The organism is Bradyrhizobium sp. USDA 336 (assembly GCF_044908355.1).
GTDB classification, from domain to species: Bacteria; Pseudomonadota; Alphaproteobacteria; order Rhizobiales; family Xanthobacteraceae; genus Bradyrhizobium; species Bradyrhizobium yuanmingense.
Genome location: NZ_JBIYDC010000002.1, coordinates 1,942,590 through 1,967,601, shown reverse-complemented (window position 1 = coordinate 1,967,601; position 25,012 = coordinate 1,942,590). Strand labels below are relative to the sequence as shown.

General features: G+C 64.6%; 20 protein-coding genes. 11 read left to right on the top strand and 9 right to left on the bottom strand.

Features of this window, described 5'->3' with window-relative positions; all coding sequences use genetic code 11:
* The first annotated feature begins 22 nt into the window (after nt 1-22).
* From ABIA45_RS10150 to ABIA45_RS10140, 3 genes are all read left to right on the top strand, one after another.
* Nucleotides 23-1,291, top strand: a complete 1,269-nt coding sequence (locus ABIA45_RS10150) for an FAD-dependent oxidoreductase (protein WP_404651904.1) — start codon at nt 23-25, stop codon at nt 1,289-1,291.
* Nucleotides 1,292-1,298: 7 nt separating this feature from the next.
* The gene (locus ABIA45_RS10145) at nt 1,299-2,507 is read left to right on the top strand and encodes a cytochrome P450 (protein WP_370129652.1); all 1,209 of its coding nucleotides are present in this window, start codon (nt 1,299-1,301) and stop codon (nt 2,505-2,507) included.
* A gap of 166 nt (nt 2,508-2,673) precedes the next feature.
* Complete coding sequence (locus ABIA45_RS10140) at nt 2,674-3,657, top strand: DMT family transporter (protein ID WP_404541339.1); 984 nt, start codon at nt 2,674-2,676, stop codon at nt 3,655-3,657.
* Here ABIA45_RS10140 and ABIA45_RS10135 read toward each other — a convergent pair.
* Together ABIA45_RS10135 and ABIA45_RS10130 are read right to left on the bottom strand one after the other, a co-directional pair.
* Nucleotides 3,644-4,999, bottom strand: coding sequence for a peptidoglycan DD-metalloendopeptidase family protein (locus ABIA45_RS10135; protein WP_404541337.1), 1,356 nt, complete (start codon nt 4,997-4,999; stop codon nt 3,644-3,646). The genes ABIA45_RS10140 and ABIA45_RS10135 overlap by 14 nt on opposite strands.
* Before the next feature lie 111 nt (nt 5,000-5,110).
* Nucleotides 5,111-5,824 (bottom strand): peroxiredoxin, encoded by a 714-nt coding sequence (locus ABIA45_RS10130; RefSeq protein WP_404655645.1) that lies wholly within the window; start codon nt 5,822-5,824, stop codon nt 5,111-5,113.
* Nucleotides 5,825-6,019: 195 nt separating this feature from the next.
* Between ABIA45_RS10130 and ABIA45_RS10125 the strand changes: the two genes are divergently transcribed.
* Nucleotides 6,020-9,826, top strand: coding sequence for a DUF3971 domain-containing protein (locus ABIA45_RS10125; RefSeq protein WP_404651903.1), 3,807 nt, complete (start codon nt 6,020-6,022; stop codon nt 9,824-9,826).
* Nucleotides 9,827-10,000: 174 nt separating this feature from the next.
* Here the strand turns inward: ABIA45_RS10125 and ABIA45_RS10120 are convergent, their stop codons facing one another.
* The 4 genes from ABIA45_RS10120 to tyrS form a co-directional block, all read right to left on the bottom strand.
* Entirely contained in the window at nt 10,001-11,695 is a 1,695-nt protein-coding gene (locus ABIA45_RS10120) for a methyl-accepting chemotaxis protein (RefSeq protein ID WP_404541333.1), read from the bottom strand.
* Nucleotides 11,696-12,082: 387 nt separating this feature from the next.
* Entirely contained in the window at nt 12,083-12,493 is a 411-nt protein-coding gene (locus ABIA45_RS10115; RefSeq protein WP_271546697.1) for a DoxX family protein, read from the bottom strand.
* Between the two features lie 230 nt (nt 12,494-12,723).
* A complete protein-coding gene (locus ABIA45_RS10110; protein ID WP_404651902.1) occupies nt 12,724-14,007 on the bottom strand; it encodes an MFS transporter in 1,284 nt (427 codons plus the stop codon).
* A 56-nt stretch (nt 14,008-14,063) separates the two neighbouring features.
* Nucleotides 14,064-15,317: a tyrosine--tRNA ligase gene (tyrS, locus tag ABIA45_RS10105; RefSeq protein ID WP_404651901.1), complete on the bottom strand. Its 1,254-nt coding sequence runs from the start codon at nt 15,315-15,317 to the stop codon at nt 14,064-14,066.
* Nucleotides 15,318-15,483: 166 nt separating this feature from the next.
* On the opposite strand from tyrS, the gene ABIA45_RS10100 reads away from it, so the two are divergent.
* From ABIA45_RS10100 to ABIA45_RS10090, 3 genes are all read left to right on the top strand, one after another.
* Nucleotides 15,484-16,587 carry an anhydro-N-acetylmuramic acid kinase gene (locus tag ABIA45_RS10100; protein WP_404651900.1) on the top strand — a complete coding sequence of 368 codons (1,104 nt, stop codon included), beginning with the start codon at nt 15,484-15,486 and terminating at the stop codon, nt 16,585-16,587.
* 111 nt (nt 16,588-16,698) lie between these two features.
* Complete coding sequence (locus ABIA45_RS10095; protein ID WP_404651899.1) at nt 16,699-17,394, top strand: glutathione S-transferase family protein; 696 nt, start codon at nt 16,699-16,701, stop codon at nt 17,392-17,394.
* A gap of 10 nt (nt 17,395-17,404) precedes the next feature.
* On the top strand, nt 17,405-17,728 hold the full coding sequence (locus tag ABIA45_RS10090) for a multidrug efflux SMR transporter (protein ID WP_275499148.1): 324 nt from the start codon (nt 17,405-17,407) through the stop codon (nt 17,726-17,728).
* 13 nt (nt 17,729-17,741) lie between these two features.
* On the opposite strand, the gene ABIA45_RS10085 is transcribed toward ABIA45_RS10090, so the two are convergent.
* From ABIA45_RS10085 to ABIA45_RS10075, 3 genes are all read right to left on the bottom strand, one after another.
* A complete protein-coding gene (locus ABIA45_RS10085) occupies nt 17,742-18,032 on the bottom strand; it encodes a DUF1330 domain-containing protein (protein WP_404541325.1) in 291 nt (96 codons plus the stop codon).
* A 64-nt stretch (nt 18,033-18,096) separates the two neighbouring features.
* Nucleotides 18,097-18,744: an alpha/beta hydrolase gene (locus ABIA45_RS10080; RefSeq protein WP_025036034.1), complete on the bottom strand. Its 648-nt coding sequence runs from the start codon at nt 18,742-18,744 to the stop codon at nt 18,097-18,099.
* A 347-nt stretch (nt 18,745-19,091) separates the two neighbouring features.
* Nucleotides 19,092-19,931, bottom strand: coding sequence for a LytTR family DNA-binding domain-containing protein (locus tag ABIA45_RS10075; protein ID WP_404651897.1), 840 nt, complete (start codon nt 19,929-19,931; stop codon nt 19,092-19,094).
* 192 nt (nt 19,932-20,123) lie between these two features.
* Here ABIA45_RS10075 and ABIA45_RS10070 point away from each other — a divergent pair, with 192 nt between their 5' ends.
* The 4 genes from ABIA45_RS10070 to sufC all read left to right on the top strand — a co-directional run bounded on the left by ABIA45_RS10070 (nt 20,124) and on the right by sufC (nt 25,004).
* The gene (locus ABIA45_RS10070; protein ID WP_404651896.1) at nt 20,124-21,317 is read left to right on the top strand and encodes an acyltransferase family protein; all 1,194 of its coding nucleotides are present in this window, start codon (nt 20,124-20,126) and stop codon (nt 21,315-21,317) included.
* A gap of 52 nt (nt 21,318-21,369) precedes the next feature.
* Nucleotides 21,370-22,509 carry a cysteine desulfurase family protein gene (locus tag ABIA45_RS10065; RefSeq protein WP_404651894.1) on the top strand — a complete coding sequence of 380 codons (1,140 nt, stop codon included), beginning with the start codon at nt 21,370-21,372 and terminating at the stop codon, nt 22,507-22,509.
* Nucleotides 22,510-22,622: 113 nt separating this feature from the next.
* Nucleotides 22,623-24,119 carry a Fe-S cluster assembly protein SufB gene (gene sufB / locus ABIA45_RS10060; RefSeq protein ID WP_275499138.1) on the top strand — a complete coding sequence of 499 codons (1,497 nt, stop codon included), beginning with the start codon at nt 22,623-22,625 and terminating at the stop codon, nt 24,117-24,119.
* Between the two features lie 132 nt (nt 24,120-24,251).
* Entirely contained in the window at nt 24,252-25,004 is a 753-nt protein-coding gene (sufC, locus tag ABIA45_RS10055; protein WP_157285890.1) for a Fe-S cluster assembly ATPase SufC, read from the top strand.
* The last annotated feature ends 8 nt before the right edge of the window (nt 25,005-25,012 follow it).

Here is a 25,012-nt window from a genome sequence, read left to right as displayed (position 1 = left end):
TGTCACCAGGGCGCGAGAACGAATGACCCTGGACGCGGAAGTCTGCGTCGTCGGAGGCGGTGCCGCAGGAATCATGGCGGCCCTGACGGCAGCCAGCCTAGGCCGCAAGACCGTTCTGCTCGACGCCATGCCGACGATCGGCGGCCAGCTTGTCGGGACGTTGCTCGGCACGATATGCGGCCTCTATTCCAACGGCCCGCGGCCATACCGCGTTACGTTCGGCGCGGTCGACGATATGCTGAACGAACTGCATCGCGCCGGCGCAATCCACGCCCGCCGTGCGCTGGACACGATCGTTCTACAGTACGACGAGATGCTATGCGGTCGCTGGAGCGAACGGGCACTCTCGCGTGCAAATGTGAACCTGGTGCTGGGTGCCGTCCTGCGCTCGGCCCGTGTTGAAAGTCGTCGCATTGTCGAGCTTGATGTGTCGACGCGATGGGGCGATTTGGCCGTCCGCGCGGATGGATTTGTCGACGCCTCGGGCGATGCTGCCATTGCATGGCACGCCGGATTACCTGTGCGCGAACCCCATCAACCCCAATGGGGCACGCAGATGATCTTGCTAGAGGGCTTCGCGGAAGATGCGATCCCCGATTTCGACGGATTCCATGTCGCAGAGGTTCTGAAGAACAAGAAGGCCGAATACGGTCTGAGCCGCGAGGATGGATTCATCTTCGCATTTCCCGGCCGCGGCGTGGCGACCGTCAACATGACGCACATGCCCAATCCGACCGAGCCAATCGCGGCCACGCGCGCTACGCTCGAGGGCAGGGACCAAGCCGACAAGGTGCTGGAATTTTTGCGGCGGGAGTTTCCGAGGTCGATGGGCCAGGTCCGTATCCGGGCCTACGGTTTGCCCGGAATCAGGCAAACCCGCTGGTTCGTCGGCGCGCACCAACTCACCATCGATGAAGTCCGCACCGGCCATCGCCCCGCCGATGCCGTAGCGCGCTGCTCATGGCCGGTCGAGGCGCATGACAGCGCCGAGACAGTGCATTGGGAAACTTTCGAGGATCGCAACCACATGCACTATGTGCCGTTGCGCAGCCTCGTGCATCGGGATAGCGACAACTTGATCGCGGCAGGCCGATGTATAGATGGCGACGTCGCGGCTCTGGCCTCGGTCCGTGTCATGGGACCCTGCTTTGCGATGGGGCAGGCAGCTGCCCACGCTCTGGATATTTCCGGCGGCAAGTCCCTACACGACGTCGATTCGAGCCGGCTCGCAAATCGCCTGCGCGACAATCTCGACGGCGCGAAGATCGATCGGTGGTGCGATGGTGTCTGACCCTGGCATGCGCTTCGCTCCACCCGCGGAGGTTACGAAACATACCCTTGTTGATGCTGCGTCATACGACGTCGACATCTACAGCGATGAGGTGATCGCCGAGCCCTACGGCCATTATCAGGCCATTCGCGATGCAGGCCCGGCGGTATGGCTGCCCAGGAACGGACTGTGGGCAGTCGGCCGCTTTGCCGATGTACGCTCGGTGTTGATGAATCACACGAAGTTCTCCTCAGCCCGCGGGGTCGCCGCCAATGAATTGATCAATTCCTCTTCGATCGGCAACACGATCACCAGTGATCCACCCGAACACACCAAAATGCGACGAATCATACGCGCGCCGTTGACGGCGCCAGCGCTAAAGGATGTTGCCCCGCGGATCGAGGCCGAAGCCGATGCGCTGGTCGCGCGTCTGGTGAAGCGGGGGAGTTTCGATGCGATAGAAGACTGTGCTCGACATTTACCGGTGTCGATCGTGTCCGATCTGGTGGGGCTGCCCGAGGATGGACGTGCGAACATGCTGCGCTGGGCGGCTGCGACGTTCGATGCGCTTGGTGCCATGAATTCGCGCGGCACGGCGGCCTTGCCGCAGATACAGGAGCTTCACGCTTATTGTCGCGATCCTTCCACCATCGCCCGTCTTAGACCCGACGGCTGGGCGGCCGCGATCTGGAAGGCTGCAAAAGGCGGGGAAATTTCGATGGAGAAATGCCCGGCGATGATGCGTGATTATATCAGCCCGAGCCTGGACACCACGATCTTCGCCACGGGCAGCCTGATCTGGTTCTTCGGCGAGAATCCCGACCAGTGGGACTTGGTGCGACGGGATCCGTCGCTGATCTCCGCAGCCATCAACGAAGCCGTAAGGCTGGAGTCTCCGATTCGGGGCTTCACCCGGGTCGTGGCGGAAGACACGGTTTTGGACGGAGTGAGACTCTCCGCCGGATCGCGAATCCTTGTGCTTTACGCGTCAGCAAATCGCGACGAGCGAAAGTGGGAGGAACCAGAGAAATTCAACGTGAGACGGGATGTCCGTGATCACCTCGGTTTCGGAATCGGAGCGCATGTTTGCGCCGGGATGCATCTAGCGCGCCTGGAGATCACTGCGTTGATGACGGCTTTCGCACGCCGGGTATCCCGCTTTGAACTGGGGATGCCAACCAGGGCCGTCAACAACGTGCTGCGGGGGTTCACGAGCCTGCCGGTGACGGTTCGATAAGGCGATGAAGTCCACGCCCTAGCCGGCCAGCATCGCTTGGGACAATTCGATCACCCCATTCATTGCCGGCATCAGCTTCGTAAACCGGCTTTGCATCGGAAATCGGGTGGCACTGTTCGCCCCGTCGCCCTAGGTCAGCGGGCTCGGCCAAGGGATGTAAGACCTCATGCCCCCAAGCGACCACAGGATCGACGCGCGCGACTGGTCGCTCCTCGCGGTGCTCTCGATCCTCTGGGGCGGCTCGTTCTTCTTCAACGGCGCGGCTCTGCGGGAATTGCCGCCGCTAACGCTGGTGTTCCTGCGTGTCGCGCTTGGCGCGGCCATTCTCGTTCTGTTGCTCCGCATGCAGGGGATCGGCTTCCCCAAGGGCGCGGCGGGCTGGGCGCCGTTCATCGCGATCGGGCTGCTCAACAACGTCATCCCGTTCTCGCTCATCGCGATCGGCCAGACTTTCATTCCGAGTGGGCTGGCCTCGATTCTGAACGCGACCACGCCGATGTTCACGGTGGTGGTGATGATTGCGGCGGGCCAGGAGGGCTTCCAGGTTCGCCGCACGGCCGGGGTGGCGCTCGGCCTTGCCGGCGTGATCCTTCTGCGCGGATGGGGTTTTGAGACGAGGCCGGGGCAGGGGCTCGGCATCCTGCTCTGCCTCGGCGGCGCACTGAGCTACGGCTTTGCGGCGCTGGCGGCGCGGCGCTTGCCGAAGGACGCAGTGCCGCTCGGGACCGCCACGTTCCAACTGATGGCATCGACCGTCATGATGGCGGTCGTCGCTGGCGTGGTGGAGCGGCCTTGGCAGCTACCGATGCCGCGCCTCACGACCTGGCTCGCCGTGCTCGGCCTCGCCGCGCTTTCGACGGCGCTCGCCTACATCGTCTTCTTTCAGATCGTGCGGCGCTCGGGTGCGAGCAACGTGATGCTGGTGACGCTGCTCATTCCCGTAACCGCCATCCTGTTGGGATGGCTGCTGCTGGATGAGCCGATCTCCGCGCGCGAGATCGCGGGCGCAATCGTCATCGGCAGCGCGCTGCTGGTGATCGACGGGCGTGCACTCGGCTCACTGCGCAGGCTCTCGGCCGCCGGTCGCTCCTCTGGCTCTCGGGAAACCCGGCGCTGCGAAACTGAAAGGGGCGGGCCTAACCCGCGCTGAGCCGTACGCCGGCGCGCAAGAACTTCTGCGGATCCACCGCTTCGCCTTCGATGCGGGTCTCATAGTGCAGGTGCGGACCGGTGGAGCGGCCGGTCGAGCCGACGAGGCCGATGACCTGGCCGATCTTCACGACTTCGCCGACCCTGACGTTGATCTCGGAGAGATGGCCGTAGCGGGTCGAAAGCCCGTTGCCGTGGTCGACCTCGACCATGCGGCCGTAGCCGCCGGACCAGCCGGCGGAAACCACCTTGCCGTAGGCGGTGACGCGGACGGGATCACCGCTGGCGGCGCGGAAATCGAGGCCGGTGTGCATCGCGGGCCGACCCAGGAAAGGATCGCTGCGCACACCGAAGCCGGACGTGAACTCGACCTCGCCGATGACGGGCTTGCGATACGGCACCAGCGCCAGCGTGCGGTTGAGACGGTCCATCTCGGCGCGCGTGGTGTGGATGCGGTGAAGCTGCTTCTCGAACGGTCCGGCATTCGCCGTCAGCTTGACGGGGACGAACGGTCCGCCCATCGCGCTGCGCGGCACCGCGGCTTCGAGATGGGCAAGGTTCAGGCCGAGATCGCTGACCACGCTGCGCATCCGGCGCATGCGCGAATCCATGCTTTCCTCGGCCGCGTTGAGCGCCGCCATCTGGCGACGCTCAACCTGATCAAGCGAGGCCGTGAGCCGTACCAGCACGTTGTCGAACCCCTGGTTCTTGGCGAACTGTCTGGTCGGCGCCGCCAATACGTTCGGCGCGCGCGATTCGAGGCGCGCTTCGCGATCCGGCGGCGCCACGAAGATCACGGTGTCGCTGATCGGCGACGGTTTTGGCGTGGTCGGGCTTGCATCGCTCCGCTGCGGGGCGGTGCGGGGAATCGAGCCGGTCACGTCGGGCATGGCGCCAAGCGCCGTGGCCCGGGACTCCAGCGCCGTCTGGCGCTTCATGATCTGGTCGAGCTTCTGGTCGAACTGTTCCTGGTCGAGCAATTGACGGCTGGTGGTGCGATCGATCTTGGCGCGCAGCTCGGCGATGCGGTCCTCATAGGCGTATTGCATCTCGGCCTGGCGGGCGATCAGCCGGGTCAGGACGTCGTCACGGAACGCGAAATAGGTGGCGGTGGCGGCCGACCACAGTCCGAGCAGCACTACGGTGCCGACCACGATCCAGAACACCACGGGCCCGAAGCGGACCTGCTTGCCGGCATGCACGATGGTGTAGGCATCGTCGGTGGCGGGCAGGGGAATCGCGGTCACCGCCGCCGGGGCACCCAGGGGGCGCCGGAAAGCCCGTCCGTGGTCGTGAGGATGATGTTGGGGGTACTGCGAGTATTGGGCAGAACTTTTCGACATCGGCACTCCCGCGCCGGTCGGATGGGTTCCTTGCGGCTCAATTGCCGCCGCAATCTGGGCCGCGCATGGTTAATTTTCCGCAAATGGGAGCGCGCGAATTTAAAGGATTGGTTAAAGGCTCCTTGCCGCCTCCAGCACTTCGTCGGCATGGCCATCGACCCGGACATTGCGCCAGATCCGCGCTATCTTACCGTCGGTCCCAACCAGGATCGTGGTGCGAAGAATCCCAAGGAAGCTCTTGCCATACATGGACTTTTCGCCCCAGGCCCCATACGCCTCCAGCATCTCATGCGTCTCGTCCGAGATGAGGGGCACGCCGAGCTTGTGCTTGTCGCGGAACTTCTCCTGGGCCTTTAACGGATCGGCGGAGATGCCGAGCACGGCGGTGCCGGCGGCAACGAAGGCGCCCGCGAGGCGCGTGAAGTCGATCGCCTCCCGCGTGCAGCCGGGGGTGTCGGCGCGGGGGTAGAAGAACAGGACGAGCTTTCGGCCGGCATAGTCGGCCAGCGTGACCACGTCGCCGCCATCGCGCGGCAGGCGGAAGGCCGGGGCCTTTTGGCCCTCGGCCAAGCCGGACTTCAAGCCGGACTTCAAGCCCGACTTGACCGCAGCCGGAGAGGAGGCGGATTTGGAGGATTTTAACTGTTTCGATGGGGCCTTATGTGATCCTGCTTTTGCTATGGTCGCAGCTGATTTGCGTGCCGGTGTCCGCTGCGTTTTCGCGGATCTTGTTTGAGTCGATGCCCGCGTTTTTGCGGACTTCGTTGTAGCGGTCGGACTGCCGGAGGGCGTTTTGGACGATTTCTTTCGGGATTTCTTGGACATACGCCTTCCTTTCGACGCTTTCGACAGGTCAACCGAAGCGGTATTGCAGCTCTTGTCCGGCGAGCCGGAATCGTGCCCTCGGCTGGGCAAGTCTGGCGACGCCGGAGTATGGTTACAAGGAATTCCACGCACCACCCCACTGCTCGTTGAACGCGCTCCCGGGGCGAAATGACGAACAGCAGGAATATTCGAGGTATGGCGGCAGTGCCGGCGCAGGGAGCGTCACTTCCCGCGAACGGCTGCGGTCCCGGCGGCGCTCAATCCTATGACGGGCGCCTGTATCGAGAGGCAATGGCAAGGAATACGTCGCCCCAGGACTACAACCGGGATTTTGATCGGCGCGGCGGCCAATTCGAGCCGCAGGAGTGGGACGACGCCGACTGGGATCCGGATCAGGAAGCGGCTGCACGCAATCGCGCACGCCGGTTGCTGGCGCGTTCCGGCTCGGGCTTTCTTCGCTTCGGTGGTGGATTTGGCGCGCTGCGCCGCTGGACGGGTGGGGGACGCTGGCTGAAGCGCCTTGCGGTGGCCGTCGCCACCGTCATCGTCATTTTCATCGGCTGTTTCGGTGCGCTGTGGTGGCGGCTCGGTGCCGGTCCCATCAGTCTGGACATCGCAACCCCGTGGCTCGCAGCCGCGATCGAGGACAATATCGGCCACGGCAACACCGTTGAGGTCGGCGGCACTCAGATCGAGCGGGCGGGCCGGGTCCGCGTCGCCGTCCGCATCCGAGACATCATCGTTCGCGACCGCGATCACGCCGTCGTCGCCAGCGCGCCGAAGGCCGAGGTGAGGCTGTCGGGTGCGGCCCTCCTGATGGGGCACCTGCGTGCCGAGAGTCTCAACCTGGTCGATGCCGAGCTCGCCATCCGCATTGCGCCCGACGGCACCGTCACCGTGTCCGCCGGCGACACCGCAAAGCCGCTGGCGACCGGTGTCGCGTCCAAGAAGGACGCGGGCCTGCCGCCGACATTCCCGCGCAGCGGTGTCCCCCCGCCGCCCTTCGCGACCGCGCCTGCGAGCCCGGACGCCTCGCAGGCCGCGCCGCAGGCGACCGCGCAGAGCGGCATCCTTCAGGGCCTCGACTGGCTCGACAGCCTGAGCATGACGGGCCTCGACGGTCAGAACCTCAACGAGATCGGTCTGAAGAACGGCGTCCTGATCGTCGACGATCAGCAGCGCGGCAGCAAATGGTCGTTCGAGAACATCACGCTCAGCCTGCGCCGGCCGAGCCGCGGCGGCGTCGCGCTCAGCCTCGGCGAGCAGGGCGCGCGCCCGTGGATGCTGCGCGCCACGATCGGCCCGGCCGAGAACGGCGTGCGCTCGGTCGACATCAAGGCCGACAAGGTCTCGACCTCCAACATCCTGCTGGCGCTGCGGGTGAAGGACCTCACCTACACTGCCGACCTGCCGCTGACGGGCGAGCTCAAGGGCGAGCTCGGCCGCGACGGCGTGCCGACCTTCTTCCGCGGCAAGATCGCGGTCGGCGCCGGCAACATCATCGATACCGACACGCCCGACTACCCGATGGCAATCGACTCGGCCGAGATCAACGTCGAGTGGGATGCGAACCGGCGGGTGCTGGTCGCGCCGTTCAAGGTTCTCTCCGGCGCGAACCGCCTGACGCTGCTGGCCCATGTCGAGCCACCCAACGGCAACATCAACGACTGGCAGCTCGGCTTCAGCGGCGGTTCGATCCTGCTCGGCGGCATCGACAACGAGCCGCCGCTCGTCTTCAACCGCATCGCGATCGGCTTCCGCTTCGACACCGACCACAAGCGCATCCTGCTGACACAGGCCGACGTCTCCAACGGAGAGATCGGCGTCGCCGGCACCGGCGCCATCGACTATTCGGGCGAGCCGCGGCTCACCCTCGGTTTTGCGGGCACGCCGATGTCGGCCTCGGCCTTGAAGCGGATGTGGCCGACGCTGATCGTCCCCGAATTGCGTGAATGGGTGATCGAGCGGATCGAGCGCGGCACGCTCCAGCGCATCGAGATCGGCGTCAACTCGCCGACCAGGAACCTGCCGCGCAAGGGTCCGCCCATTCCGGACGACGGCCTGTCGGTCAACATCGTGGCGAGCGGCGTTGCGGTCCGGCCCGTGGACGGCATGCCGGTGGTGCGCGATGCCGATCTGAAGGCGCGCGTGACCGGTCGTACCGCGACTGTCAACATCGGGCAGGGCATTGCCGATACCCCCGCGGGCCGCAAGGTCACTATCTCCGACTTCGTCTTCGAGGTGCCGGACATGGCGCCCAAGCCGTCGCCGTCGCGGAGCAGGTTCCGTGTGGAGGGGCCGGTGCCCGCGGCCGCTGAAATGCTCGCCAATGATCGGCTGAGCGACCTGTCGGCGACCGTCGTCGATCCCAACACCAGCAAGGGAACGTTCTCGGCGAACATCCAGCTCGGCATGCCGGTCAAGGGCGAGCTGACCAAGTCCGACACCACCTATTCCGTCACCGCCGACCTCAACGGTTTTGCCGCCGACAAGCTGGTGATGAACCAGAGGCTGGAAGCCAACAACCTCAAGATATCCGCCAACAACCACGGCTATCAGGTCAGGGGTGACGTCAAGATCAACGGCCAGGCGGCCTCGCTCGATTATCGCAAGCCGGCCGAGGGCGACGCCGACGTCAGGTTGCAAGCGACGCTGGACGATGCCAGCCGCGCGCGGTTCGGCTTCGATCTCAGCCCCGCCGTCATCGGATCGTTGCCGATCAAGCTGTCGGGCAAGATCGCGAGCGGCGCGGATCAGACGACGAAGCTCGGCGTCGAGGCCGATCTGACCTCGGTCAGGCTCGACAACATCCTGCCTGGCTGGGTCAAGCTGCCGGGCAAGTCCGGCAAGGCCAGCTTCAAGGTGGTGCCGACGGCGCAATCGACGCGTTTCGAGGACATCGTCATCGAAGGCGGCGGCGCCTCGATCAAGGGCTCGCTCGAGCTCGACGCGAACAGCGATCTCGTGAACGCGAACTTCCCGACCTACGCGCCGTCCGACGGCGACAAGGCCTCGCTCAGGGTGGAGCGCAGCCAGGATGGTGTGCTGCGCGGCACCATGCGTGGCGACGTGTTCGACGGCCGCGGCTTCCTGAAGTCGGCGATCTCAGGCAATTCCAAGGACGACAAGAACAAGCTGAAGAACGTCGATTTCGACATTGACGTGAAGCTCGGTGCCGTCGCCGGCTTCAACGGCGAGGCCATGCGCAGCCTCGATGCCAAGATGTCGAAGCGCAATGGGGCCATCAAGGCGTTGACGCTGAGCGGGAAGATCGGCCGCGACACGCCTGTCGCGGCGGATCTGCGCGGCGGCCGCGCCCAGGGCAGCCGCGAGGTGATCTACCTGCAGACCAACGACGCCGGCGCGCTGCTGCGTTTCACCGACACCTACACCAAGGCGGTCGGCGGCCAGATGGTGGTGGCGATGGAGCCGCCGTCTTCCGAGCCGAACGCCGCGCGCGAGGGCCTGATCAATGTCCGCGACTTCACCGTGAAGGGCGAGGCGCAGCTCGAACGCGTTGCCGCCGGCGCGCCGAACGGGACCGGGAATGGCGTCTCCTTCAGCGCACTTCGCGCCGAGTTCACGCGGCAGAACGGGGCGCTCACGGTCCGTGACGGCGTGGTCAAGGGGCCGATGATCGGTGCCACCATCGAGGGCTCGATCGACTATCCCGGCAACCAGGTCTGCATGAGCGGCACCTTCGTGCCGATGTACGGCGTCAACAACATCTTCGGCCAGATCCCGCTGTTCGGCATCTTCCTCGGTGGCGGCAACAATGAGGGGTTGATCGGCGTGACCTACGAGGTCGTCGGCACGCCAGCCGCGCCCGTGATGCGCGTCAATCCGATCTCGGCGATGGCGCCGGGCCTGTTCCGCAAGATCTTCGAGTTCAACACCGGCAAGCAGAACTCGCCGTTCGAGGAATTCCCCTCGCATTCGAACGACGGCTCGACCGGATCGACGCGCCAGCTGTCGAGCGGTTGCACCCTCGCGCGGCGGTAGCGGCGATCTGCTTCTCTCCGACGTCATGGCCGGGCTTGTCCCGCCTGCGCGGCCGAAGCCGCTTCGGCGCGGCTAAGGCCCGGCCATCCACGCCTCACCACACGGCACCAAAAACGTGGATGCCCAGGACAAGCCCGGGCATGACGGTGATCACGTGGGAGTGTTATGTGCCGCTTACGCCGCGCGCACGCCCTTCAGGAACGTTCCGACTTCGCCGGAGAGCTGCTCGGCCTGCTTGGAGAGGTTGCTGGCTGCCGCGAGCACCATGCCGGCAGCGTTGCCGGTCTCGTTGGCTGCGGTGGAGACGCCGCCGATATTGGTGGTGACCTCCTTGGTCGCCTCCGCGGTCTGCGAGACGCTGCGGGCGATCTCGGCGGTGGCGGCGCCTTGCTCCTCGATGGCCGCGCCGATCGAGGTGGCGATGCGGCTGACCTCCTCGATGGTGGCGGTGATGCCGCCGATCGCATCGACAGCTTCCTTGGTGGCGCCCTGAATCTGGGCGATCTTGTCGCCGATCTCGCGGGTGGCTTCCGCGGTCTGGCTCGCCAGCGACTTCACCTCGGAGGCGACCACGGCAAAGCCGCGGCCGGCTTCGCCGGCGCGCGCAGCCTCGATGGTGGCGTTGAGCGCGAGCAGGTTGGTCTGCGCCGCGATGTTGGAGATCAGCTCGGCGACATGCTCGATCTGCTGGGCGCCGTCCGAGAGTGCGCGGACGATGGTGTCGGTGCGGCGGGCGCTGTCCACCGCACGTCCCGTGACCTCGGCGGATTGGGCGACCTGGCGGCTGATCTCGGTGATGGAGGAGGAGAGCTCCTCGGCGGCGGAGGCGACGGTCTGGACACGCTGGCTGGCCTCATTGGCGGCCGAGCCGACCAATGCGGCGCGGCGATTGGTGCCTTCGGCGGTCGACGACATCGACTTGGCCGTGGTCTCCAATTCACCGGAGCCGGAAGCCATCAGGCCGACGAGCTGGCCGACGGAGGCATCGAAGCGGTCGGCAAGGGCGATCAGGGCCTCGCGCTTCTCCTGCTCGCTGCGGGCCTTGGCCGCGACCTGCTCGGCCTCCAGCGTGCGGGCCGTGAGCGCGGTCTGCCTGAGGATTTCGAGCGTCTCGGCCATGCGGCCGATCTCATCGCCGCGGTCGGTCTCCTCGACCGGCTTGTCGATGGCGCCTTCGGAAATCGCCTGCATGCGGCTCTTCTGACGGTCGAGCGCGCCGAGCACGTCGCGCGCGATCAGCCAGGACAGCGCCGCCATCAGCAGCATCAGGCCGATGCCGATGGCGCCAAGCTCCAGCGTCAGGGCGCGCACGTCGGCGTCGATGTCGTCGACATATAGGCCGTAGCTGATGATCACGTTCCAGGGCGCGAACTTGCGCGCGAACACGGTCTTGCGGACCGGTTCGGTCTGGCCGGGACGGGGATAGAGATAGGAGGTGACGCCGCCCTGCGCAGTCTCGCTGCCGGCCTTGATGATGGCGTCGGCGATCAGCACGCCGTTGGAATCCTTGGTGCCGGTGATCTTGCCTTCGAGCTGCTGATTGGCGCCGTTCACGACCAGGGAGCCGTCCGGATTGTAAACCACCGGATAGCCCTGGTTGCCGTTGAAGTTCATGCGGCGGCCGCGCTGGTGGAACAGGCTCTTGGCCTCGGCCACCGTCAGCTTGCCGGCAGTCACTTCGTCTTGGAGCGCTTGGGCGTAGTTGTAGAGGAGCTCGACGGCGGTCCGCATCTGCTGGACGCGGTCCTCCATCATCCGGCTCTTGCTGAGCACGGCCGATACGCCGATGATGGCTGTGACCGTGAGAGCCGCAAGGCAGACCATGCTGGCAAGCTTGGTACGGATCTTCAGATGACTCAGCAGTTTCATCACAGCCCCTACGGAATGGTTGTTATTGCTCGCACCGGTAGCATGAAGTTCTTACCAATCATGAATGGAGGCATGCGGCGGCCTGCTGCGAGGACGGCGCAGGCGCGTGCGCAATCGTGCAGGCCAATCGCCTTGCCGATGGGCTCCAGTCCTTCCGGGAGAAGGGAATCGGTCTTGGGTTTTGGCAGCTAGACCGTCTGGACGGACCTGCAATGAATCGATTCGTTCATCGCATCATCATGTCTCTGCTGCTCGTCGCCGCCCTCGTTCTGATCTGGAACGTGCTGGGGACGCGCTGAGACGGCACCGGAGATCTGCCGGTGCCGTCGTCGTGCTTAGCGGATGAGATGTGCTTCAGCGGGCGCGGATGCGCGGCCGGTCCCGCGGCTATTTCTTGCCCATCGCTGCGTCGACGCTGACCGGGCCTCCGCCCGCCGCCGAGAGATACAGGCAGGCGAAGCAAAACAGGATCGCCAGGGTGCCGTTGTTCAGCAGCGGCAGGAACACCGGCGTCTCGCCCCTGAACATGTGGCCCATGAAATAGGCGAACGCCATTTCACCGGACAGGATGAAGGCCGACAGTCGCGAGAACAGGCCGATCATGAGCAGCCCGCCGAGCACCAGTTCGAGCGCGCCGGCCGCGCCGTAAAGCGACATCAGCTCGACCTTGGCGAACATCGGAACAGCCGGAAACTTGAACAGCTTGGCGACGCCGTACTGGAACAGCAACAGGCCGGTGATGAAGCGAAACAGGCTCAGGAGAACCGGTTGAAAGCGAGTGAGATAAGGAAAGTCCATTGGTTTGCCCTCCATCCAATGCTGGACCCAATGCTGCGACTTGGACCGCATTCGCTTCCGCCTCGCAAGCCACCCCGGATCAATTCAGCACTGACATTTTCGTCATGTCGGACAAAACACCGCAAGGCCCGCCGCCAGCGGCACGCGACCCTCCTTTTGGCGCATGTTCGCCTCGCGCTCGTCCGTAGGATTCCGGTGAAACCAGGGTGTGCAGGTTACGTCGGGGAGACCTACTCCCGCAAAGCAGGGACGACCAGGAACGGAATCATTCCGAGGATCACGCTCCCAAGTGCGAAGGCGAGCAGGAGATCGTAGCCGTGTGTGACATCGTGGATCAAGCCGCCGCTCCATGAGCCGAAGGCCGAGCCGAGGCCGCTGCCGATCGAGATCGTGCCGAAGATGGTGCCGACGCGTTTGCCGCGAAAGATCTTCATCGCGGTGGCGCTGATCAGCGGCCCGCGCGAGCCCATCATGCTGCCGAAGCAGACGACGAAACCGGTGAGCAGAATGACGTTCGGATAGTACTGCAGCAGCCAGAGTAGAACGATGCCGAGAATCGAGATCGCGTAGCTGAGCAGCACCGACGGCCGCCGTCCGATCAGGCCGTCGAGCGCGGAGACGCCGAGCATGCCGAACACCAGCACAATTCCGGAGAAGCCCCAGGCGGTCGCAGCCTGCAGCGGCGGAAAGCCGGCGTCGATCAGATAGGCCACGATCTGCGCCGCGATCGCATACATGCCGACCGCGGTGAAGAAGAAGGTCGAGAACAGCGCCCAGAATGCGTGGTGGCGCATCGCGCTCGCAAGCGTCCAGCCGCTGTCGACGAAGTCAGGATCGCTCTTCTTGGCGACGTGCGGCGAGCCGGCCGCGAACATGCGCCAGGGCAGCAGCAGCAGCGGCGCCAGCAGCCCGAGCGCTGCAAAGCCGAACAGCTGGTAGGTCTCGCGCCAGCCGAGATGATCGATCAGAAGCTGCGAGGCAGGCAGCAAAGCCAGCACGCCGCCGCCCATTGCCGAATAGACCACCGCCATGGCGGTCGGCAGCTTTGGTCCGAACCAGCGGCCGAGCAGGATCGAATTGGGCACATTGCCGATGAAGCCAACGCCGATGCCGACGCAGATTCCGATCGAGAGCTGGAATTGCCAGAGCGCGTGCGCATGGCTCGCGATCAGAAACGCCGAACCGAGCAGGAGCAAGCCGAGCGCATAAACGAGCCGTGGCCCGGAATGATCGAACAGGCGCCCGACCAAGGGTGCGGTCAGCCCGCTGACGAGCCAGGTGAGGGAGTAGATCGAGACGGCCTGGGCGCGGTCCCAGCCCAGGCTTTCCGAGATCGGCTTGAGGAAGACCGTGAAGCTCTCGCTCAAGCCCCGGCCAAGAACAGCCAGCGTGAAGCAGAGGCCGAGCACGACGAGTGCGGTGCGCACCGCGTCCGGCCGGGCGCTACCGATCCGTTCCTTGCCCGTTTCCGCTGTCGTTTCGGCTGTGGTTTCCCTGGGCCTGTCCTGTTTCATTGCCGTCAGGGAGCGCGCATCCGTGCGCCCTGACAAGCAGTGAAAAGCTCATACGCCTATGCAGGCCTGATGAGCACGTGCTTCTTCTTGCCGAAGGACAGCTTGATCACGCCTTCCGGCGTCAGGTGGCCGGCCGACAGCGCCATCTTCTCGTCGGTGACTGATACGTCGTTGACGCGCAGGCCGCCGCCTTTGATCTGGCGCCTGGCTTCGCCGTTGGATCCGACGAGGCCGGCCTTGACGAAGGCGTTGAGCACGCCGAGGCCGGCATCGAGCTCGCCGCGCGGAATTTCTACGGTCGGCAGGCTTTCGGCGAGCGCGCCTTCCTCGAAGGTGCGTCGCGCGGTCTCCGCGGCTTCGTTCGCGGCGTCGCGGCCGTGCAGCAGCGCGGTCGCTTCGGTTGCGAGCACCTTCTTGGCCTCGTTGATCTCCGAGCCGCCGAGCGCCTCGAGCTTCCTGATCTCGGCCACCGGCAGCGTCGTGAACAGTTTCAGGAACTTGCCGACGTCGGCGTCCTCGGTGTTGCGCCAGTATTGCCAGAAGTCGTAAGGGCTGAACTGGTCGGCGTTGAGCCACACCGCGCCTTGCGCGGTCTTGCCCATCTTGGCGCCCGAGGCGGTCGTCAGCAGCGGCGTCGTCAGCGCGAACAGCTGGTGGGTGCCCATGCGGCGGCCGAGATCGACGCCCATGATGATGTTGCCCCACTGGTCCGAGCCGCCCATCTGGAGGCGGCAGCCGGTGCGCTTGGCCAGCTCGACGAAGTCGTAGGCCTGGCAGACCATGTAATTGAACTCGATGAAGCTCATCTCCTGCTCGCGCTCGAGGCGCAGCCGCACGGAATCCATGGTCAGCATGCGGTTGACCGAAAAGTGCCGGCCGACGTCGCGCAGCATCTCGATCCAGTTCAGCTTGGTCAGCCATTCCGCATTGTCGAGCATGACCGCGTCGCTCTTGCCCTCGCCGTAGCGGAGCACCTTGGCGAACACGCCGCGGATCGATTCCTTGTTGGCCTCGATCTCGGCGATGGTGCGCATCGCGCGCGTCTCGTCCTTGCCGGAGGGATCGCCCACCATGGTGGTGCCGCCGCCCATCAGCGTGATCGGCTTGTTGCCGGACTGCTGCAGCCAGTGCAGCATCATCATGGTCAGGTAATTGCCGATGTGCAGCGAGCGGGCGGTGCAATCGTAGCCGACATAGGTGGTGGCCTCGCCCTTGGCGGCGAGCGCGTCCAACCCCTTGAAATCGGAGCACTGATGGATGAATCCACGTTCCTGCAGGGTGTTGAGGAAATCCGATTTAAATGCAGTCATCTGTCGGCGTGCCTGACAATTCTTGGTTTACCGTTTTGAGGGCAATTTAAGGGTCTTCCGCGGGAACCCGGTTGGCCGCCCGCCACTTGGCGCGTTGGCATTATAAGATGTGTCCCCCTGGCACAAGATCGGCATGCCAGGGCGGATTTCTTGAGGACGCTGGTCCATGATGTTGACGGCACTCGGTTTGATGAGCGGCACCTCGCTGGACGGGGTGGATGTCGCGCTGATCGAGACCGACGGAAAGCAGGTGAAGGCGTTCGGGCCGTCCGGTTACCGGCCCTACAGCCCGGCCGAGCGCAACCTGCTGCGCCAGGCCTTGAGCGAAGCCGTGCATCTGCAGCAACGCGACGCCCGCCCGGGCATTCTGGGCGATGCCGAGCGCGCAGTGACGCAGGCCCATGCCGAGGCGGTCGCCGCCTTCCTCGCCCAGAACCGGATGAGGGCGGAGGACGTCGACATTGTCGGCTTCCACGGCCAGACCGTGCTGCACCGGCCCGAGAGACGGCTGACGGTGCAGATCGGCGATGGGCCGGCGCTGGCAAGGACCATCCATATTCCGGTGATGTACGACTTCCGCGCCGCCGACGTCGAGGCCGGCGGGCAGGGCGCGCCGCTCGTGCCGGTCTACCACCGCGCGCTCGCCCATTCGCTGGAGCGCGAAGGGCCGATCGTCGTGGTCAATATCGGCGGCGTCTCCAACATCACCTATATCGACGGCAACGATGCGCTGATCGCCTGCGACACCGGCCCCGGCAACGCGTTGCTGGACGATTTCATGTACCGCACCATGAACCAGGCATTCGATGCCGAAGGCAAATTCGCTGCGCTCGGCAAGGTGGACGAGGCCTGGATCGCGCGGGCGCTGGAGCTGCCATTCTTCGCAAGTCCGCCGCCGAAATCGCTCGACCGCAACGATTTTGCGGCCCTCAGGCTCGGCGACGTGCTGCCTGCCGACGGCGCGGCGACGCTGACCGCCTTCACCGCGGCCGCGATCGCCCGAATCATTCCTCTTCTGCCGCGGCGGCCGCGGAGCTGGATCGTTTGCGGCGGCGGTGCCCGCAACCTCACCATGCTGCGGATGCTGCGGGAGCGGGTGGGCTCGGCCAGTGTCGAGGCGGCCGAAACGCTCGGCTGGGCCTCGGACGCGATCGAGGCGCAGGCCTTCGGCTTTCTCGCCGTCCGCGGCATGAAAGGCCTGCCACTGTCCTATCCGGCGACCACCGGCGTGCCGATGCCGATGACCGGCGGGGTGATCGCCAGGCCCTGAAGATGACTGCCTGAGGATCACGCTCGGTTGATGCGAATGCATTGATCTTGACGAGTGAATGCAGATGCATCTATATGGATGCAATTGCATCTAACAGCCGGGATCGTTGCCATGACATCTTCGCTTAATACGCCCGCTTCACTGAAACTGATCAGCCACAAGCTTTGTCCCTACGTGCAGCGCGCGGTGACCGCGCTGAAGGAGAAGGGCGTGCCGTTCGAGCGGATCGACATCGATCTCGGCAACAAGCCCGACTGGTTCTTGAAGCTCTCGCCGCTCGGCAAGGTGCCGGTGCTGGTGGTGACGACGGAGCAGGGCGAGGTTGCGCTGTTCGAGAGCAACGTGATTTGCGAATACATCGAGGAAACCCAAGGCGGCGCGAAGCTGCATCCGGTCGACGCGCTGAAGCGGGCCGAGCACCGCGCCTGGATGGAGTTCGGCTCGGCGATCCTCGGCGACCTCTGGGGCTTGGAAACCACGACCGATCCGGCGATCTTCGAGAGCAAGCGCCAGGCACTCGCGGCAAAATTCGCGCGGGTCGAGGCCGCGCTCGGCGCGGGCCCGTACTTCGCCGGCGAGGCCTTTAGTCTCGTCGACGCCGTGTTCGCGCCGATCTTCCGCTATTTCGACCTGTTCGACGAGCTGACCGAGCACGGCATCTTCCGTGACGTGCCGAAGGTCCGTGCCTGGCGCGCCGAACTCGCCAAACGGCAGAGCGTGCGCACGGCAGTGGGCACGGACTATCCGCAATTGCTGCGGGCCTTCCTCGTGCAGCACGACGCCCATCTGTTGAAGCTGGCGGCCTGAGGCCACGCCGATGTCACCGTCGATGGCTTGGCTGATGCTGGTGATCGCCGGCGCGCTCGATGTCGGCTGGGCGATCTCGATGAAATACGCGGAAGGCTACACGCGCGCAGGATGGAGCATCGTTTCGCTCGTGCTGCTCGCCGCCTTCGTGTTCCTGCTCGGGCGCGCCTTGAAGGTGCTCGAGGTCGGCGTCGCCTATTCGGTATGGACCGGCATTGGCGCGGCCGGCACCTTCCTGATGGGCGTGGTGCTGTTCGGTGAGACCTTGAGCGCGATGAAGCTTGCCGGCATCGCGCTCGTTTTGATGGGGATCGTCGCGCTCAAGCTGGCGTAGTCAGTTGCTGCGATCAGATGCACCCATCCGCGAGCAGCAGCCTGCTGGTCGTCGTCGCCTGACGCAGTTTGAACAGGGGTTGAATGTCAGGATCATCCAAGAAGGCCTGAGCCTTCTCGCGGTCCGCAAATTCGATGATGACGAGACGTTCGGGCGCCCAGTCGCCCTCAATCGTTGTCGGCTCGACGCCGCGGACGAGGTATCGCCCTGCGTGCTTGGCGATGAACGCCGAAACTTCAGCGATGTAAGTCTTGAATCCGGCGTAGTCGTTCACCGAGAGATCAAGAACCAGATACGCCTTCATCGCTCGCAATCTCCAGCGTGATGGGTCCGCAGCCATGCCGCGAACCCATCCACGTCGGAAGATATTACCGCACGTTGGCGAGGCGCATGTCCAGATAAGCCGTGATGGTTTCCATCAGCGGCTCGAGCTTGGAGTCGAAGAAGTGGTTGGCGCCGGGGATGATCTGCTGGTCGATCACGATGCCTTTCTGGGTCTTCAGCTTCTCGACCAGCGTGTTGACGTCCTTGGGCGGCACCACCGCATCCTTCTCGCCATGCACGATCAGGCCTGAGGACGGGCAGGGCGCGAGGAACGAGAAGTCGTAGAGGTTGGCCGGCGGCGCGATCGAGATGAAGCCCTCGACCTCGGGGCGGCGCATCAAGAGCTGCATGCCGATCCAGGCGCCGAAGGAGAAGCCGGCAACCCAGCAGGCGCGCGCCTCGGGATTGATGGTCTGCGCCCAATCGAGCGCGGCGGCCGCATCCGACAATTCGCCGGTGCCGTGGTCGAACGAGCCCTGGCTGCGGCCGACGCCGCGGAAATTGAAGCGCAACACCGAGAAGCCGCGATGCGCGAAGGCGTAGTAGCACTGGTACACGATCTGATGGTTCATCGTGCCGTGGAACTGCGGATGCGGATGCAGGATCATCGCGATCGGGGCGTTCTTCTGCTTGGCCGGGTGATAGCGGCCTTCGAGGCGGCCGGCAGGGCCGGTGAAAATGACTTCAGGCATCGATGATCTCTGATTTAAGTCCCTTGGAGGTGATCCCTGCGCAATCGTCCGATTGTGGCTCTCGTAGCGTTGCAGCCGACGAGAGCACGGATGAAGGGTGGAGAGGCGCGCCCTCGGATGATGCGCGAGTGGCGCGCAGGTGAACTGACGCGCGCTTCTAACACAAGGCCAGGGTCAAAAAGCAAGCTTCTTCGACATCTCTCAATCAGCTCAACAGCTTAGTCAGTCATTGCATTGTCATCTCTGGCTCGCCTGCGCGACCTGGACCTGCCTGAATCAACCGAAGCACGGCAAGAGCCGGCCGTCCTGCCGAAGGGCGATATCCAACTCATTGAAATCACGATTGTTTAGGGGGCGCCTGGGGCGATTCCCGCCGGCGCGGTTCGGCTCCCGAGCGAGGCGACCGCCGGCCGGTAGCGCCGGCTGCCGCCGAGCGTCTGGCCGTTGTCGAAGGCGAGCTCGAAATCCCCTGATGGCTTGAGGTCCACGCCGCGCACCCGGTCGAGGTTGGCAAGCTTGGTCCGGTGGACGCGAACGATGGAAAAGCGCGCCAGCTCGCTTTCCGCCGCCGCCAGTGTGCCCCGTATGAGGTGCTGGGTGCCGTCGGCGAGGCTGTATTCGATGTAGTTGCCGGCTGACGCGACCCAGAGGATATCGCGCGGCACCACGCGAATGCGGCTGGTGCCGTCGCGCAGCCAGATCAGATCGGGGGACGATGGCTGCTGCGGGGTGGGCGGCGCCGACGATGCGACTGCCGCGCTCTTCAGCTCACGCCGGCTTTCGAGCAGCCAGATCGTGGCGGCGATCAGGGCAAAGGCCACGGCGTCTTTGCGGAATTCGTACAGGACCGTCGCGAGGGAGAAACGGAAATCGTAGGCGCCGCCGGCGAGCCAGAGCGCGAGCTTCCGCACCCAGACCATGCCGGTGATGTGAAGGGTGGAGAAGCCGAGCAGGGCGATCGCCCCGATGGCCGCCTGGGCGGCGAGGCCGGCTGTCCGGCGCATGCGGCGGACTGCCAAGACCAGGATCGGCAGCAACAGCAGGATGACGGCGATGCTCGACATCTCCCAGAACAGCCGCCGGCCGATGTCGTAGCTGTCGCCGCGCCAGGCCGCGTCCTGGGCGAACGAAAACGCATTGACTACTCCGATCACGAGCGCGACGGCCGCGATCGCTGCGAACATCATCCGGTCGCCGCCGCTGATCCCGAAAGACCCGCGACTCGTCCCAGCTGCCGGCGGCTCATCCCCTCGTGTCCGATTCTGATCCCAAACCGGCTCGACGCGCGCCGCAGGCGGAGCATTTTCGGTGTCAGCCATTTTCGATGTCAGCCCTGGCCCCAAAACCGCGTTTGTCGTCCCGTCAAGGAGCAGAAGACCATGACAACACCACAGCAATCCCAAAGCTCTGAAAGGCGTATCGACCTGGATTGGGTGCGGATTTTAGCCTTCGCGCTGCTCATCTTCTACCACGTCGGCATGCTCTACGTGTCCTGGGGATTTCACATCAAGAGCGCGCACCGGCTGACGTGGCTGGAACCGGTGATGCTCTTCCTCAACCCATGGCGGCTGTCGCTGCTGTTCCTGGTGTCAGGGGTTGCCACCCGCTTCATGCTCGGCAAGTCCAGCCTCGCCTCGCTTGCTGGCGCGCGATCGGCGCGGCTCCTGATCCCGCTGATCTTCGGCATGCTCGTGATCGTGCCGCCTCAGGCCTATCTCCAGATCGTCGAAAGCCTCGGCTACCCCGCGGGCTTCTTCGATTTCTACGCCAGGCACTACTTTGCCTTCGGCGCGCAGTTCTGTCCGAAGCCGTGCATGGTGTTGCCGACCTGGAACCATCTCTGGTTCGTGGTCTATCTGTGGGTCTACACCATGGCGTTGATCGGCGTGCTCGCGTTATGGCCGGCCGGAGCTGACTGGCTTGGCCGAAAGCTGGCTCGGGTGCTCACCGGCCCATGGCTCCTGATCGCGCCCTGCCTGCTGTATGCGGCCTGGCGCCTGGTGCTGTTCCCGGCTTTCCCGTCGACACACGCGCTGTTCGGGGACTGGTACAACCACGCGGACCACGCCACGGCCTTCCTGATCGGTTTCCTGCTGGCCAAGCAGGAGGGGATCTGGCGCGAACTGGAGCGCCTGCGCTGGGCGGCCCTGCTGGCGGCCGCCGCCTGCTTCGCTGGCTTCATCCTGGTACGCGCCGGCCTGTTTGCGCCGTCGCCCATGCTGAAGTGGTTCGCCGCCTCGGCCTATGGCTGTTATCAATGGCTCGCGATCGCCGTCGTGCTGGGCTTTGCGCGGCGCACCTTCACAGCCGACAGCCCGGCGCGGCGCTATCTCACCGACGCGATCTTCCCGTACTACATCGTGCATCAGACCGCGATCATCGTGATCGCGCATCAATTGCATGACAGCGGTCTGTCGGCTGGGATCGAAGCGTCCATTGTCATCGCCGGGACCGCGCTCACATGTGTGGCGACCTATGAGATCGTCCGGCGCGTTGCCTGGCTGCGGCCGCTGTTCGGATTGCGGGCGGTGCCGCGAAGCGTTGCAAGGATGGAGCAGCATCAACCGGCCTGACGAGCGCGCGCCCTCCGATTGGCCGGACGACAAAAGGTGCTAAGAGGGCCAGATGCCGAACCGTGTCTATCTCGACTGGAATGCGACCACGCCGCTGCGCCCCGAGGCGCGGGCGGCGATGGTCGCGGCCTTCGACCTGGTCGGCAATCCATCCTCGGTCCATGCCGAGGGGCGGGAGGCGCGGCGTTTGGTCGAAGAAGCCCGCGCGAGGGTTGCGGCCGCGGTCGGGGCGCAGCCGCGCAACGTCGTCTTCACCTCCGCTGGAACCGAGGCCAATGCGCTGGCGCTCTCGCCGGGTTTGCGGGGCCCGTCCGGAGGACCTGTCGAGCGGCTGTTGGTCTCGGCGGTCGAGCACGCCTCGGTGCTATCAGGCGGCCGGTTCCCGGCGGACAAGATCGGCCTGATCCAGGTCACGCGCTCCGGCGTGGTCGACCTCGATCATCTGAAGGCGCTGCTGAAGGGCGGCCCGCCGGCCTTGGTCTCGATCATGGCCGCCAACAACGAGACCGGCGCCCTTCAGCCCGTCACGGAGGCTGCAACCATCGTCCACGAGGCCGGCGGCCTGCTGCATGTCGACGCGATCCAGGCGATGGGCAAAATCCCGTTCGATATCAATTCGGTAGGCGCAGACCTTGCGACCTTTTCTGCGCACAAGATCGGCGGGCCCAAGGGGGTCGGCGCCCTGGCGATGACTGAGGGGATAGGCGGGCTGGAGCCGGTGCTGCGGGGCGGGGGGCAAGAGCAGAGCCGCCGGGCTGGAACCGAGAACATTGTCGGGATCGCCGCCTTTGGCGCGGCGGTGAAGGCTGCGCTTCAGGCTCTGCCGGAGGATGTGAAGCGTATGGCAAGTCTCAGAGATCGCATGGAAAATGGCCTTCGTGATATTCCCAGGGCGACTGTCTTTGCGAAAGACGTGGCACGGTTGCCGAATACCGTGCTTTTCACGGCGCCGGGTTTGAAGGCCGAAACCGCCGTGATCGGCTTCGATCTGGAGGGCATCGCGGTCTCTTCCGGCTCCGCCTGTTCCTCGGGAAAGGTCCAGCCTTCTCACGTCCTGTCGGCGATGGGCTATGATCCCGCGGTGGCCCAGGGAGCGGTGCGTCTCAGTCTGGGCTGGTCCACGGAACCGGATGACATCAATAGGGCGTTAGAGGCTTGGCGAAAGCTTGGTAATACCCTACTTAAGGGTTGAGCGATGAAACACGGCTTGAACGGTTCTAAGCCCGTGCTTTCCGCAGAGAAATATCGTAATACTCGTCCGAGTTTGATCCACCGCGGTCCTTGAAACCGCGAGCGGAGGATGGAATGCCAGCCGTACAAGAGACGGTCGAGCGCGTGAAGCGCATCGACGTCGACCAATATCGTTATGGGTTTGAGACCCTGATCGAGTCCGACAAGGCCCCCAAGGGTTTGTCGGAAGAGACCGTCAAGTTCATCTCCGAGAAGAAGAACGAGCCCGCCTGGATGCTGCAGTGGCGGCTGGAGGCCTATCGGCGCTGGCTGACCATGCAGGAGCCGACTTGGGCCCGCGTCGACTATCCCAAGATCGACTTCCAGGACCTCTATTATTATGCGGCGCCGAAGCCGAAGAAGACGGTCTCGTCACTGGATGAGATCGATCCGGAGATCCTGAAGACCTACGAGAAGCTCGGCATTCCCTTGCGGGAAGTCGCGATGCTCGAAGGCGTCGAGCCGAAGCCCGGCGAAGAGGATCCCGCCCGCCGCAAGATCGCGGTCGATGCCGTGTTCGATTCGGTCTCGGTTGCGACCACGTTCAAGGCCGAGCTGAAGAAGGCCGGCGTGATCTTCATGCCGATCTCGGAAGCCATCCGCGAGCATCCTGAATTGGTGCAGAAATATCTGGGCTCGGTGGTTCCGACCTCGGACAATTTCTATGCCACGCTGAACTCGGCGGTGTTCTCCGACGGCTCGTTCGTCTACGTGCCGCCGGGCGTGCGCTGCCCGATGGAGCTGTCGACCTATTTCCGCATCAACGAGCGCAACACCGGCCAGTTCGAGCGCACGCTGATCATCGCCGACAAGGGCTCCTACGTTTCCTATCTCGAAGGCTGCACCGCGCCGCAGCGCGACGAAAACCAGCTGCATGCCGCCGTGGTCGAGCTCGTCGCCCTCGACGACGCCGAGATCAAATATTCGACGGTGCAGAACTGGTATCCCGGCAATTCCGAAGGGAAGGGCGGCATCTACAATTTCGTCACCAAGCGTGGCGACTGCCGGGGCGCCAACTCGAAGATTTCCTGGACCCAGGTCGAGACGGGATCTGCGATCACCTGGAAGTATCCGAGCTGCATTCTGCGCGGCGACAATTCGCGCGGCGAGTTCTATTCGATCGCGATCTCGAACGGCTTCCAGCAGGTTGATAGCGGCACCAAGATGATCCATCTCGGCAAGAACACGTCGAGCCGGATCATCTCCAAGGGCATCGCCGCCGGCAAGTCGCAGAACACCTATCGCGGTCTCGTCACCGCGCATCGCAAGGCGACGGGCGCGCGCAACTTTACCGCCTGCGACTCGCTGCTGATCGGCGACAAATGCGGCGCGCACACCGTGCCGTACATCGAGGCGAAGAACTCGTCCGCGACGTTCGAGCACGAGGCGACGACCTCGAAGATCTCCGAGGACGTGCTGTTCTACTGCATCCAGCGCGGGCTCAGCCAGGAAGAAGCGGTCGGCCTCGTCGTCAACGGCTTCGTCAAGGACGTGCTGCAGCAGCTGCCGATGGAATTCGCGGTGGAAGCGCAGAAGCTGATCTCGATCTCGCTGGAAGGATCGGTCGGCTAGCTCGGACCTCATCCTGAGGAGGCCGCGCACGCGGCCGTCTCGAAGGATGGATACCGGAAAGATTGGTGGCCTCAATCCTTCGAGAAGCGCCTGCGGCGCTCCTCAGGATGAGGGGATAGATGGAAAAACATTATGGCTTTGCTTGAAGTGAAAGACCTCAAGGTTCGTGTCGAGGAGCGTGAGATCCTCCACGGGCTGACGCTGACCGTGAACGAGGGCGAGGTGCACGCGATCATGGGGCCGAACGGCTCCGGCAAGTCGACGCTCTCGCATGTCATCGCCGGCAAGCCCGGCTACGAGGTCACCGACGGCCAGATCCTGTTCAGGGGCGAGGACCTGCTGGAGATGGATCCCGACGAGCGCGCCGCCAAGGGCGTGTTCCTGGCGTTCCAGTATCCGGTCGAGATTCCCGGCGTCACCACCATGAATTTCCTGCGCACCGCTCTCAATGCGCAGCGCAAGGCGCGCGGCGAGAGCGAGCTGATGGTGCCTGATTTCCTCAAGAAGGTCCGCGAAGTCTCGAAGTCGCTGAACATCCCGCAGGACATGCTCAAGCGCGGCGTCAATGTCGGCTTCTCCGGCGGCGAGAAGAAGCGCAACGAGGTGCTGCAGATGGCGCTGTTCGAGCCGAGCCTGTGCATCCTCGACGAGATGGATTCCGGCCTCGACATCGACGCGCTGCGCATCGCGGCCGACGGCGTCAACGCACTGCGCTCGCCGGGGCGCGCGATGGTCGTCATCACCCACTATCAGCGGCTGCTGAACTACATCGTGCCCGATTTCGTGCACGTGATGTCCAGGGGCCGCGTCGTGAAGAGCGGCGGCAAGGAACTGGCGCTGGAGCTGGAAGCCTCCGGCTATGCCCAGTTCGAGGATGCCGCGTAAGGAATTCT